The organism is Virgibacillus sp. Bac330, from assembly GCF_003667845.1.
Classification (GTDB): Bacteria; Bacillota; Bacilli; order Bacillales; family Amphibacillaceae; genus Virgibacillus; species Virgibacillus chiguensis.
Genome location: NZ_CP033048.1, coordinates 3,365,425 through 3,379,280 on the forward strand (window position 1 = coordinate 3,365,425; position 13,856 = coordinate 3,379,280).

At 36.7% G+C, this 13,856-nt stretch carries 12 protein-coding genes; 2 read left to right on the plus strand and 10 right to left on the minus strand.

Annotated elements, in window-relative coordinates:
• Window positions 1–215: 215 nt before the first annotated feature.
• The 3 genes from D9780_RS15710 to cyoE form a co-directional block, all read right to left on the minus strand.
• The gene (locus D9780_RS15710; RefSeq protein WP_121640738.1) at window positions 216–2,852 is read right to left on the minus strand and encodes a cation-translocating P-type ATPase; all 2,637 of its coding nucleotides are present in this window, start codon (window positions 2,850–2,852) and stop codon (window positions 216–218) included.
• A 52-nt stretch (window positions 2,853–2,904) separates the two neighbouring features.
• A complete protein-coding gene (locus D9780_RS15715) occupies window positions 2,905–4,242 on the minus strand; it encodes a hemolysin family protein (protein WP_121640739.1) in 1,338 nt (445 codons plus the stop codon).
• A gap of 425 nt (window positions 4,243–4,667) precedes the next feature.
• Complete coding sequence (gene cyoE / locus D9780_RS15720; protein ID WP_121640740.1) at window positions 4,668–5,588, minus strand: heme o synthase; 921 nt, start codon at window positions 5,586–5,588, stop codon at window positions 4,668–4,670.
• Window positions 5,589–6,103: 515 nt separating this feature from the next.
• On the opposite strand from cyoE, the gene ucpA reads away from it, so the two are divergent.
• Window positions 6,104–6,886: an SDR family oxidoreductase UcpA gene (gene ucpA, locus D9780_RS15725; protein WP_240458835.1), complete on the plus strand. Its 783-nt coding sequence runs from the start codon at window positions 6,104–6,106 to the stop codon at window positions 6,884–6,886.
• Window positions 6,887–6,950: 64 nt separating this feature from the next.
• On the opposite strand, the gene D9780_RS15730 is transcribed toward ucpA, so the two are convergent.
• The 3 genes from D9780_RS15730 to D9780_RS15740 all read right to left on the minus strand — a co-directional run bounded on the left by D9780_RS15730 (window position 6,951) and on the right by D9780_RS15740 (window position 8,544).
• Window positions 6,951–7,463, minus strand: coding sequence for a hypothetical protein (locus D9780_RS15730; protein WP_121640742.1), 513 nt, complete (start codon window positions 7,461–7,463; stop codon window positions 6,951–6,953).
• Window positions 7,464–7,575: 112 nt separating this feature from the next.
• On the minus strand, window positions 7,576–8,184 hold the full coding sequence (locus D9780_RS15735) for a hypothetical protein (RefSeq protein WP_121640743.1): 609 nt from the start codon (window positions 8,182–8,184) through the stop codon (window positions 7,576–7,578).
• Between the two features lie 24 nt (window positions 8,185–8,208).
• On the minus strand, window positions 8,209–8,544 hold the full coding sequence (locus tag D9780_RS15740) for a hypothetical protein (protein ID WP_121640744.1): 336 nt from the start codon (window positions 8,542–8,544) through the stop codon (window positions 8,209–8,211).
• A 265-nt stretch (window positions 8,545–8,809) separates the two neighbouring features.
• Between D9780_RS15740 and D9780_RS15745 the strand changes: the two genes are divergently transcribed.
• On the plus strand, window positions 8,810–9,229 hold the full coding sequence (locus D9780_RS15745; protein ID WP_240458707.1) for a helix-turn-helix domain-containing protein: 420 nt from the start codon (window positions 8,810–8,812) through the stop codon (window positions 9,227–9,229).
• A gap of 323 nt (window positions 9,230–9,552) precedes the next feature.
• Here D9780_RS15745 and D9780_RS15750 read toward each other — a convergent pair whose 3' ends face one another.
• The 4 genes from D9780_RS15750 to D9780_RS15765 all read right to left on the minus strand — a co-directional run bounded on the left by D9780_RS15750 (window position 9,553) and on the right by D9780_RS15765 (window position 13,740).
• Window positions 9,553–10,116: a sigma-70 family RNA polymerase sigma factor gene (locus D9780_RS15750; RefSeq protein ID WP_240458708.1), complete on the minus strand. Its 564-nt coding sequence runs from the start codon at window positions 10,114–10,116 to the stop codon at window positions 9,553–9,555.
• Between the two features lie 645 nt (window positions 10,117–10,761).
• Entirely contained in the window at window positions 10,762–11,580 is an 819-nt protein-coding gene (locus D9780_RS15755) for an ETX/MTX2 family pore-forming toxin (protein ID WP_121640746.1), read from the minus strand.
• Between the two features lie 431 nt (window positions 11,581–12,011).
• A complete protein-coding gene (locus D9780_RS15760) occupies window positions 12,012–12,824 on the minus strand; it encodes an ETX/MTX2 family pore-forming toxin (protein WP_121640747.1) in 813 nt (270 codons plus the stop codon).
• Window positions 12,825–12,840: 16 nt separating this feature from the next.
• Entirely contained in the window at window positions 12,841–13,740 is a 900-nt protein-coding gene (locus D9780_RS15765; RefSeq protein WP_162985901.1) for a hypothetical protein, read from the minus strand.
• Between the last annotated feature and the right edge of the window lie 116 nt (window positions 13,741–13,856).

Below are 13,856 nucleotides of genomic sequence, written 5' to 3' on the forward strand. Positions count from 1 at the left end.
AACCCCCTTTTTCTTGTTTATTCAATAATATTCTCAGCTAGTTTATAAACCCAAATGCTACATTCTTATTTGTTGCACGCAAGCTTTAAAAACTATGGATCCATTATACTATGAGCATCATAAAAAAACAGCTGACATATTTTTTCATACCCCAGCTGTTTTTATCTATCTTTACAGTGATCAGACTAGCAAGCATAGCTGTATTCATCGAAATCTTAAGCTCTTCTAAACATTTTTTTCGCTATTTCCATACAAATTACTGCAGCGGCTGCTAACCCTGTAGCGATGGCCCAATCACTAAAGCCAAATGCATCAGGGATGTTAAATACATCTCTTGCAAAAGGAAGCACTGTTATTCCATACAAAACAAAACCTAACAATACAGCGCCAATTACATATTTATTGGAGAAAAAGCCCATTTTTATTGACGTCTCCGTATTGGAACGAGCTGGAAAAGTTTGCAACGTACGAGAAATGATTAATGTAGTAAACGCCATAGCAACGCCCATTTCATTCGAATGATCTAATCCTATATAGAAGGAAATAACAACTGCGACAGCAATCAATATTCCTCTCGTTATTACAGTTTGCAATGTTCCTCCAGCAAATATACCTTCATCTGTCGGTCGTGGCTTACGTTTCATTACATTTGGTTCTGATTTTTCCACACCTAAAGCGATTGCTGGCAAGGAGTCGTTTACTAAATTGATAAATAACAATTGTAAAGCTGTAAATGGGTTTGGTAAGTTAAAAATGACGGCATACAAAATGGCAATAATCGCTCCTAAATTACCAGCAAACAAATAACCAATTGCCTTTTTAATGTTATCAAACACCGTTCTTCCCACCTGTACAGCATTAACAATAGATACGAAATTATCATCCGTTAAAATCATTGCCGCAGCATCTTTTGAAACATCCGTACCACTTCCCATAGCTACGCCAATATCGGCTTGTTTTAAAGCTGGCGCATCATTGACACCGTCACCTGTCATTGCAGTAACAGCACCTTTCCGCTGCCATGCACGTACAATTCTAATCTTATTCTCTGGCGACACGCGAGCATATACAGAAATGTGTTCAATTTTTCCTTCTAGCTCGTCATCCGACATGTTGTCGAGCTCTTTGCCAGTAATGGCTATATCATCGTCACCCATTAAACCGATATCTCGTCCAATTGCTTGTGCTGTAGTTTTATGGTCACCAGTAATCATTATTGTTCGAATACCTGCAGCTTTGGATTCTTCAATGGAACTATATACAGCTTCTCGAGGTGGATCCATCATTGCCGTTAAACCGACAAGCACAAAATCATACTCATCATCATGAGTGACTTCGGTTTTTGTATCAGGTAAACGTTTATACCCATAGGCTAGCACACGTAACGCCTGATTAGAAAACTCTTCATTTGCCCCTTCAAATCGTTCGCGTAAATCATCTGTTATCGGCTGTTCTTCGCCATTTACGAACACATAGCCAGCCCGCTGAAACATGACATCAGGGCCGCCCTTTGCCAACAGCAGCTTTGTCCCATCAATCGTGTTTACGGTTGACATTAATTTCCGGTCTGAATCAAATGGCAACTCGGCTTCTCGTGGAAATCTTTCTCGTAGCGCTTCGTAATTGTGTGCATGTTTGTTCGCAAAGTTAATTAAAGCTATTTCAGTTGGATCACCAACCTCCTGCTTGTCCTGATTGATGTACGAATCATTACAAAGCGCCGCAATATAAACTAGTAAACGCTCTGCCTCATGCCAATTACTTGGATCTTCAGGCAAACGTTCATGCTTATTAAAAGGTAAATAATGATCGGTAACCGTCATTTTATTTTGCGTCAATGTCCCTGTTTTGTCCGTACAAATAATACTGGTGGAGCCTAATGTTTCAACAGCAGGAAGTTTACGAATAATCGCATGCTGTTTTGCCATTTTATTTGTTCCAACTGACAAGACAATGGTAACAATCGATTGGAGTGCTTCTGGAATCGCAGCCACAGCAATTGCTACAGAAAACATTAAAGCATTTAATAATGCAGTTGTTGTATCTACATTACTATCACCAAACCAAATACGCGCAGCTTGAACCACAAAAATAACAATACAAAGAATTAAAATACCGATACCTAACTTTTTGCTAAAACTATTTAATTTCTGTTGTAGTGGGGTTTCTTTTTGCTCTGCTGTCGAAAGCATATCGGCAATTTTTCCAACCTCGGTTTTCGTTCCCGTACCAGTTACGACAAACGTACCCCGACCATATACAACTAAAGAACTACTAAACACCATGTTTCGACGATCACCAAGCGCAGCTTCTTCTTCAATTGCTTCGATCGATTTATCAACAGCCTCTGATTCGCCGGTGAGCATTCCTTCATTTACTTTCAAAGAGCCACTTTCCAATACCCGACCATCAGCAGGAACGTAATCCCCCGCTTCTAAATAAACAATATCTCCCTGGACGAGTTCTTTAGCAGCAATCGTCTGCTTCGTACCATCTCGTATGACTTTTGCTTCAGGCGCAGACATATCTCGAAGCGCTTCTAAGGAGCTTTCCGCCTTACGTGTTTGCACAACACTAATGACAGAATTGATTAATAATACAAGGAAAATAATGAGTGACTCCACCCATTCTCCCAGTAACATTTGCACACCAGCTGCCGCTAATAATACAATAACCATTGGATCCTTAAAGGTTTCTAAAAATAATTTCCACGTAGGAACTTTTTCTTTATCTTCTATTTCATTATATCCGTCCCGTTTCAGGCGTGCATTCGCTTCTTGTTGAGATAAACCTTGTTCCGTGGACGCTACTGCTTTTAGAACATCTTCTGCTTGCCTTTGGTAAAATTCCATCTCCAAATTCTCCTTGCTTGTTCAGTTTTGCAGTTATATTGTCAAAAATGTATTATACGTTATCTTCTTCTTTTACTTCTATTTCTTCTAGTCGAGTAATTAAGAGTTTATCGACAAGTACACTATCCATATCGACTACTTCTAATTTCAAATTAGCGATAAAAACACTATCCCCTTCTATTGGAGTATTACCTATTTCGCTCGTGATAAAACCACCTAGTGTTTGGAAGGATGTATCTTTCATAACATCATCATCAATTTCATCTTCTAAATCGAAATAACGCAAAAATGTATCAAATGGCACTTGACCGTCTGCAAGCCATGAATCATTATCACGCTGCATAATTGTAGCCCTTTCCCTACTGCCTTCTGTCTGTATTTCACCAACAATAACTTGCATAATATCATTTAACGTTACAAAACCTTCGACACCTCCATACTCATCTACAACGACAGCCTGATGGTATCCTGATTCTTTTAATGTTTCCAAAGCCTTAAAGACTTTTACATGTTCCGGTAGAATCAACGCTTTTTCAATACAGTCATCAATCGAGAATGCTTCTCCGGATTGTAATTTTGAAAACACTTTTTTTGTATGTATAATACCTAAAAAGTGATCTAAGCTCCCTTTCCCAACAGGAAAGCGTGAAAACTCACTTTGACTAATGATTTCCATATTTTCTTCAAAACTACTTTCTATATCTATCCACGTTAATTGCGTTCGCGGTGTTAATATATCACTCAGACGCTGATCGCCCATATAAAAAATTTGATCGACCATCTCGTGCTCAATTTCCTCAATACTCCCACTATGAACACCTTGCTCAATCATTTGTTGAATTTCTTCTTCTGTTACATCTGGTTCATTGGTTGTTTTAATTCCAAGTGTCTTGAGGGCGAGTTTTGTGGACTGGTCTAGTATCCAGATTAACGGTTTGGCAACTTTTGAAAAGAAATACATCGGTTTTGCCACTGCAAGTGCTACTTTCTCCGGGTTTGTTAAGCCAATTTGCTTTGGTGTTAGTTCACCGATAACGAGCGTTAAAAAAGTTGTCAATGTAACGACAAGTACCATACTAATCTCCGTGCTCCAAGGTGCTAAAAAAGAAATTTCGCTCAAATAAACACTCACATCATCCGCAATGGCGGCACCACCAAAGGCACCAGATATAATTCCAATCAATGTAATCCCTATCTGAATGGTAGATAGAAGCTCACTAGAGTTTTCCGCTAAATAAAGGGCTGTTTTAGCTTTGCTATTCCCCTCCTTCACTTTTTGTTCTAATCTTATTTTCCTTGATGTAACAACTCCAATTTCCGTCATTGCAAAGATACCATTTGCAATAATTAAAACGAGAAGAATAATGATCGATACAGCCAAATTATCCATTTCTACACCTTTCCTTTTTCATCTGCCTTCATTTGGGGAAGGCAGCTATCTATACTAAAAGTGTCTGCAATGTCTTTATATATATTTTGCCACAGTATAGTACATATTCCCATTATTACCTGTAATTAAGCTTTTATTTCCAATGCTTCGATAAAATTTCATATGACATCGTGGAATTTATCATTCAATAGTTTCCGATCGTACAAAAAATCCAAGCTGAAGATTATAATCGCTTGGAAATAGTGATACAGTGACTTGTCGTCTGTTTACTAACACGTGACTGTACAACAGAGGTATAAACAACTGACCTTTTATAATCAGTCGATTTTTAATTATGCCTTTATACATCAATGCTTTTATACTAGAAACCACATCATTTATAATAGATATAAACCGCCCTTTTTCCTTCATCGGATCTCAAACATTTAATAAAGTTCAAACACAATCCCCATTAACGAATAAATAATAATGGTAGAAAAAAGCACTGTCATATGGATTAAGGAATACAGGAACATGGAAGTTGCCCACTTCTCTGAATCCACTTTGTTATAGCGATACACACTAAGCGCTAACCAGCCTACACTTAATAAAAGTGCTACTAACATTAACCCAATACTCAATGTACCAAATAGAAAACTAATTACAATCATAATAATTAAATAAACGTTCGTTTGAATGTAGGTGCGTTGCACACCCTTAACAACAGGAAGCATTGGAATTTTTGCAGCTTTATATTGTTTATGATTCCGAATGGCAATTGCATAAAAATGCGGCATTTGCCAAATAATCATTACAATAAATAAACCGATGATGGCGGGGTGTGTAATATCTGGATAGACAGCGGCCCATCCAATGAGTGGAGGCATCCCACCGGAAATACTGCCTATTTCTGTATTATATACCGTTTTTCGTTTGCTCCATATCGTATATGGAACGACATAAAAAAACAGCCCCAAGAAAGCTAATAGTGCAGCTAACCACGTTGTTAACGCCAATAATGCAATTCCGCTGATCGCCATAACCACACTCAGCAACAGTACAATGGCTGGTTTTATTTCCCCTGTTACAGTAGGTCTTCGCTTGGTTCTTTCCATAATTGCATCAATATCTCGATCATATAAATTGTTAAAAGCACCCGCAGCTCCAATAACTAAGGCTGCACCAAGTAAAGCAAAAATAACTTCCGGCAACTTTTCCATAAAACTAATTTGATACGTATATAAAGCCAAAGTAAAACCAGCAAACATCGGGATCAGATTGGAACGAATAATCCCAGTTTTTATCGTTTTTGACAAAATGCTTGCCCAATTTTGCCTTGATCTTTCCTGCTTATTTTCCAAAATCATGATAACTCTCTTCCCCTTTAGAAAAACTTGGCTATCGCCAAACCATTATGACAATGGCTGTCTTTTTGTTTCTACTATAAAACCTAAAAAATTCAAATTCTCCTATAATACAAATAATATATGTTACCTGTTTCTTAATTTCAAACTGATGGTTCTCTTAAACATAGAACATTGCATATCCCTTACAAGTCTTTGTATAGGCTATTCATACATCCTTACAGATTGTAATGCACGTTCACGCACCTAGATTAAGGTTTCCTTCAATATACAAACGCATGAATTAAATCCAATGCCCCAATACTATTATACGATAACAATTACTATTAAGCATGTGAAAGATATGTGAACCCCTTCATTGATTCTTATTGTTCATCATAAAATCTTCTCTTTCCATATATATAACAAGAAAACGTTAACAAATCTTTAAGAATTAAGCCAAGTACCCTTCCTAATATTTGCTATACTGAAGGTATTGACGCAATCATCCTAATGGGGAGGTAATTATTTTGAATAAAATGGAAGATAAAATAGCAATTATTACAGGTGCAGCAATGGGGAATGGAAAAGGTATTGCTGAAGTTCTAGCCAAACATGGTGCTACTACTATTTTGTTAGATGTCTCCAAGCAAGTGCATGATACTGCGAAAGAATTAACAGAACGTGGCTTTGAAACGATGGCTTTAGAAGTGGATGTTACAAATAACGAAGATGTAAAAGCTGGAATTGATAAAGTTATAGAAAAATATGAGCGTATAGATGCTCTCATTAACAATGCAGGTGTTGTTCGATTAGCAAACTTTGAAGATATGGACGATGAAACAAGAGATTTTCATTTTAATATTAATATTAACGGCGTTTGGAATGTAACGAAAGCTACTTTGCCGCATATGAAAAAAGCAAAGCAAGGTAGAATTGTCAATCTATCCTCTGTAACAGGAACGATGGTAGCTGATCCTGGTGAAACCGCATATGCAACAACAAAGGCAGCCATTCTTGGTTTTACAAAATCGCTAGCTCGAGAGGTAGCTCCTGATAATATTACTGTGAATGCTATTTTACCAGGCTATGTGTTAACTCCTATGGCAGAACAAATGGCAAAAGAAACGAATCCAGATAATCCGCAAGAAGTCATTGACGGCATAGCAAGCGGAGTGCCTTTAGGACGTCTTGGTAAAATTGAAGAAGTCGGTGAACTTGCAGCATTCTTAGCTTCTGACGAATCCAGCTATATTACAGGTACACAAATTGTTATTGATGGTGGTAGCACATTACCAGAAACCGTTTCGGTTGGGAGCTAAATTTTTCAATATAGGCCATGTAAGGAAAAACAATTTCCTACATGGCCTTTTTTTGCATAGAATATTAAGTAGCTTCATTCTTATCCTGTTCGCGTAAAAAAACATAAATTTCAATTAAGAAAATAAACAGAGCGACTACAGTAGCAATAAGGAAACTACTCGTTTGATGAATGCCAATAAAAAGACCAATTATATGGAAAGCGAAAATACGAATGAGTAGAAGAAGTACAGGATTAGCTAAATTTTTCCCAACGATCGCTTTAACTACTAACTCGATTACATTATCAATTGTAAATAGAAAGATAAGGTATCCGATAAATATAAAACCTATTTGCTTTATAGTTAAATCCAAATCCAAAAATGTATTTGTCATTTTAATGGAGCCAAGTAATAAAAATATACCAGCTCCAAAGACGAGCGTTACTATGAGAGCTAAAAAAAATGACACGAAAAACATGATAATAACATTCTTTTTTTCAGAACTTTCGTCTTTTCTCTCAGCAATAAATATCCAAACAGAAAAAAGCAGAAAAGACAGTATAAATATAGCTCCAACTATGGAGATAGCTATGTTCATACAATTCCTCCAAGTCTTGATCGATGCATCATAGGTAATCTAGTTTATAGCATTATACATCGTAGATATACCCTTACATACCTTGCTGAAAATGAAAGATATAAGCAGCGGATCACTTTATTTTAAATTCACTTTCAGATGTATGTATCTCATCTTCTACTGTAACGTGCTCTTGGCAAATTTTTAATAATTGTTTCAATGTTTTTTCCGATGTAACGACAAAGGAAGTAAAACCAAATTTGTATTTTATTTTCACCACAAAACCTATATTAACATCTGAAGAATAGCCATAAAACTTGTGATTTTTATATATTGCTACGGCTTTTATAAAATGAATATGCTTCCATGAAAGAAAACGTGTACCAATTAATATGCCATCCTGTTTCACCGCAACTAGATTTAATGGCAACATGAAATAAGCATATATTAAAAAAAATAACATAAACAAATATTGATGCCAGGAGAATACATCTGTAATATAAACAATGCTAAACATGGAAGCGATAAAAAACAAGAACGCCACATTAGCTAATAAACCTAATTTCTGTCCTTCAACAGTTGGTGGAGCAGTTATTTTTTGCGGATGCTTCCGAATCGTTCTTCTTTCTTCATTCGTTAATGGAAAAACATGCGCTTGTTTTAATTTCACAATCACTTGGATGATCCGAAAAATATAATAGACAAGCGCTAATAATACGAAAATCATGAATAATGTTTCCATGAAAACACCCCCCTTTGTAAACTTTTATAGGGTTTCATATTCTTCTACCGTCGAAGGGATAAATTGAATGGAATAATGAGAAGGTAGCTCAGATTGTAGTTTACACAATAAGCGATATCCTGTTTCATTATACATCATTACTTGTTTTTTAGCATTTGATAGTAATGTATCTTTTTCCCAATTTATCCACGTTCCATAATTGGAAGCCCATGTTTCTAATTCGTTTTGTAGCTCCTTAGAAAGAGATAAATCCTCCATATCTAAATTACAGCGACAACCCTTACACCAGATAGGGTCTGCCATATCCGCTTCTAATACTAACTCTCTTGCCTCTCCAGCTTTACAACAACATTCCAACATGTTAACCTCCTACAAAACTTGTTCTCCTAAATTATAACGGATTAGTCACTACGAAGGAAATGAATTATTAGTAAAAATTGTAATGATAAACTGCCTAACATGCTATTTCATTATAGCGTTTCATATCAAACATGCATACGAACATATGCATCATGAAAACCGCATTTTCCCCTTCTGTAAACTTTAAGTTAACAGCTTTCAACCATAGGTTTCTTCCTTATTATCCATTCATCATTTATACTAGAAGTAAGAGAGGTGAATGGACATGGAAGAACAAGCAAACACTTTTGGAGAGCAGCTAAAACAATGTAGGATGGAACGAGATTGGTCACAAGAAAAGTTGGCTACAGAGTTACATGTTTCTCGCCAAGCCGTCTATAAATGGGAAACAAATAAAAGCTACCCCGACATCCAGAATTTAATACGTATTAGTGATCTGTTTAACATAACAATTGATGAGTTGATTCGTGGAGATAAACAAATGCAAAAAACGATTAGCATTGACGATGATGAACTATTTGATGAATTGTCTGACCCTGGTTTTTATATAGGAATAATTCTAATACTAGTAGGCGTGTTAATTTTTGATGGTCCTTTAACAAATACCTTCTTGTTCATTGGTCTTATTACGATAGTTTTTTTTACTGATACTATACAATCGTTGAAAAATCTGTTTAAAAGCTAGATAGTAAGGATCTTTAGTTACTTTGAAAACAGAGCTTATCGTCAATTCTTCTGGTGGGAGAGTAGTTTTCTTATACGATAAACCTTAAAATTTATTTAGTGTAACAATTATGAGAGCATATGCAACAGCGCTTTTTTATATTTTTTTCGCATACAAAATTTATTTAGTGAAATACACCTACTATTATGTCTCTATCATCCTGTCGTGAATACGGTAAAGATTGAGACTGTCTCCCGCGTCTAAAGTCGCAAGCACTCCATCTTATGGTATAAGGGTGGATTCTAGCATGACGAAAATTTACTTTAGCAGAATCATCAGAGGCTTCATATCCCCTCTCCGTAAGCATACAGCTTTTGTAACTTCTTCCTCGCCTCTTTCCCCCAACTTTTTACTGCATCTACAGATACGCCCTCTCTTTCAGCGATGGTCTTTGTCGTCATATCTTCTATAACGAAAAGTTTCAACCATGTCCATTGATTCTTACTTAAAATCGCCTTTGCAACCTGTAGAAGTTCTTCGGCTTCCAGATTAGGGCCTTCTGCATATTTTATCGGATAGGCATTCCCGCCAGATTTGTAATAATTACCAGTCTTTTCTTTTACCCCTTGATATTGTTTATACGCAATTATTTTTTCCTTTTCCCTTGCTTCCTTTCGTACGACGTCAATTAACCGATTACGAATCGTATAATTAAAATACGTAGCAAGCGGACCTTTATCTGGCTGATATTTTTCATACGCATTCCACATCGCCACCAACCCCTCTTGGTAAAATTCATGATGCGGATCACGGATGTTTAATTTATGCAAATGGTAATATATTCTGCGCTCGTTTTGTTTTACAATTTCATCAAATGTCATTGACACAGCTTTTTTCTGCTTCTCCATGAAATCCCCCTCAAAACTGTATTTATCCCGTATATAAGGTACTGTAAGACGATCATTCAAGAATTGGAAGATGCAAGTTGGACAAGTCTAAGTCAAAGATAACAGCACCTAAATTCCCAATTCATTCACCTAACAATTAGTAGAAGATGAGAGCATCACCCACACGGATAAGGTTCACTTTATACTTATATTCGAACCCAGTCTGCTAAAAGTAGTATTGGTTCCAATTTTTTCAACTTGATACCATAATAGAACAAACGTTCTTATTTGTAAAGAGGGTTCTTTGTAGTAATTAGTCAGCTAATTACTACAAAGAGAAAAGGAGAAGAAAAAAGCCTCCTCCTAAATCAATAATTCTTTCAAAAAATAGAATTTCTCTTAACAAAGGCGCAAGTATCCGTTTAGCAACGTAACGACTGGAACGAAGCAACGAAAGTTTTAGGAATCATGCTCCTGCAACAGGAGTATGCCGATGCCCTCCGGCAAGCTCGTCTTTAAGTCAGCCTTCCTATTTAGAACGAACCGATGATGACTTAGCTTAGGGCAATGGAGGGAAGTCGCCTAGTTGCTGGACGCTGGAGCCGGACGTGGCTCATTCGATTATTTGGTTTTCCCATACATCAAATTTTTATACTTCTTATCTCTTTAAAAAAACACGGCTTGCGCTGCTGTTTGCCCAGGAATGGTCTGTACATTTTCTGGCAAAGGATTCCCTGGTAAAGGTTGATTTGTAATATCTATTCGAGATTGTAGACCAATTCCACCTTGTAACCTCATTGTTCCTTCTAAATCAAGTAGGTTTACATCTGATGGATTATCCTGTGCGTTAACCTTATATAAATTCGCCATAATGTCGCCGATCGATTGCCCAGTTGCTCCATCATACGTTAATGGAAGATACGTTATTCGCTCAGGGTTTGTGTTATAACTAAAAACAACCCTTCCAGAAAGGCTAGCGATATAAGAAACAAGCTCATTAAAATTACCAATAGTAATAATAAAATCAATGATTGTCTTTGTTTTTGGCGGGACGACAACTCTAACTTGATTTAACCAACTAACTGTATCTGTTGCTTGGTAACTTGTTTGCGTAGAAATATTATACTTAAAGCTTGTAATTAAATTAATATTCGGCACCTCAAAAAAGAAATGAACATCAGTAACCATATCTGGTTGAATACCATATCTAAACCCATCTATCGTTCTAGCAGTAAGATTATTTACAGTTTTCCTTTCAAAGCTAACAGTCTGTGGCTCTGTCGGTGTATCTGTTTCATTAATTAAAATTCTTCGTACTACAATGCTATTTCCTGGTGATTTAATTGTTAATATATCACTTGGCAAAGCAAGATGGGAACTAACAAATTGCAAATCTGGAGCAATACTTTCAAAAGTAAGATTATTTTGCTGGGCAAATACTTTTGACGCTTCGGTGATAGCTTCCCGTAAATTTAAAATAGCCACTACACTCTCTCCTTTCCTAGCAACCTAATAATGTTTCCATTTCTCTCGTGGCAAGATAAATGACTACAGTAGAAATAGGCGTACCATCCGTCATACTTACTGTTTCAATTAGCAAGGACGGATCCATATGATAACTCGCTGTATATTCAACGAGATTCGTACAACGAAGTAAATTAAATGTTTCATCTACTTCGATTTGCAGATAATCATACCAATTGATATCCGTAACTGGGATATAGTGTTCTGCCTTTCCAAAAATTGGTTAGGATGTCGTAATCCCTAACGTTTCCGTAACAAGAAACTTAAATTCAAATGTCCGATTTACATCCATTGGTTTTGTGCGTAAGCTTACCGTTGTTCTCGATTGTGGTGGTAAACGTAACTCCTGTGCTATATTCCAATTTTGAACATCTGATAACGTTACTGTTTACTTAAAAAAACACTGCTTGATTCCTCGTCTCTCCTGGTAATGTTTGTACACTACCGGATGAAGGATTACCTGGTAACGGTTCATTCCTAATTTCCGTACTAGATTGTATGCCTAACGCTCCCTGCAGAGTCAATTCCCCTTCTAAATCCAGCAAATACGCATCATTTGGGTTCGTTTGCGCCGTTATATTGTAAAGCCGCGCCATAATGCTTGCAATAGACTCTCCAGTTACCCCTCTGTACGTTAATGGAACCAACGTATAATAAGGAGTATTTTTATAGTCAACCATAACTACCCCCCGAACAGTAGCAAAAAAAGACACTGGAGCATTAAATTCGCCAATAGTAATAATATAGTCAACAATCGTTTTCGTTTTTGGTGGAACAATAACAGGTATATCCTCTGACCAACTAATTGTCTCTTTAGATTCATACGTCCTCTCTGTAGACGAGCTATACTTAAAGCTAGTTGAAACAGAGACATCAACACTCCCAAAAAACACATCAATATTCGTAGACACTTCCGTTTCGACACCAAACTCAAAACCTTCTGTTGTTTTGGTGCTAACCGTATCTTCTGTTTTTCTTTCAAAGTGAATGGTTTGTGGTTGAGTAGGTTTAGATGTTCGATTAATAATTTCCTTCCTAGCTACAATGGACCTTCCAGGTGTGTCGACAATTAAGACATCGTCTGGTAATTCGAGGCGACTATCTTCAAAATCAAGTTGGTTTATTTTCCGAAATACAAGACCATTTGCTTCTGCAAAAACCTTTGATGCTTCCGTGATAGCTTGCCGTAAATCTAAAATAGCCACTACACTCTCTCCTTTCTTAGCAACCTAGTAATGTTTCCATTTCTCCCGTGGCAAGATAAATGACTACAGTCGAAATAGGCGTACCATCCGTCATACTTACTGTTTCAATTAGCAAGGACGGATCCATATGATAACTCGCTGTATATTCACCGAGATTCGTACAACGAAGTAAATTAAATGTTTTATCTACTTCGATTTGCGGATAATCATACCAATCGATATCCGTAACCGGGATATAGTGTTCTGTCTTTCCAAAAATTGGTTGTGATGTCGTAATCCCTAACGTCCCCGTAACAAGAAACTTAAATTCAAATGTCCGCTTTACATCCATTGGCTTTGTGCGTAAGCTTACCGTTGTTCTCGATTGTGGTGGTAAACGTAACTCCTGTGCTATATTCCAATTTTGAACATCTGATAACGTTACTGTTTCACTAAGGTTTATTTGCAATTGTGGATTAACTTGTTCCGGTTCAACACTAGGTGCTATATTTCGAATAATTGGCTGCGGTTCAGGTAAAGTAGTTGATTGGGCCCCTAAGTCAAGTGGCTTATTTATCAAATAAAAATTATTCCCTCCTGGAGCTACTGCTTCTGTTAATCGCCACGACTCTTCTACGGGTGTTGCCACATTAAACTGTACCGGTTTCATTACAGGTGCATCCGAATTGTTTTCTAGCTGTGTTGTTCCTGCAGTTTCTAACGCCCCTTCTGTCAACTCAGGGTCTGAATAACTTGTTCTAAAAGTAGAAGAAATACGCACTCCTTGTTGATCATCAACGTTTGGGAGTGAAAAAATCGTATAGTCTCCTCCTTGATAGCGTTTTGTCCAACAATTAGCATAGTTTGAGTACACTTCAATAAGATCTACTGCATCTGCCATTGGATAAAAATTACACTCATTATTAACCATCATCATTCTCCTTTCTCGTATATTAATTAGCTTATAATGTTTAAAAGAAAAGGAGTGGGGGATTAAAAGGACTTTTTGCAAATTGATTTATTTGTGCGATAAATTGTTCTTTTAAATTATGT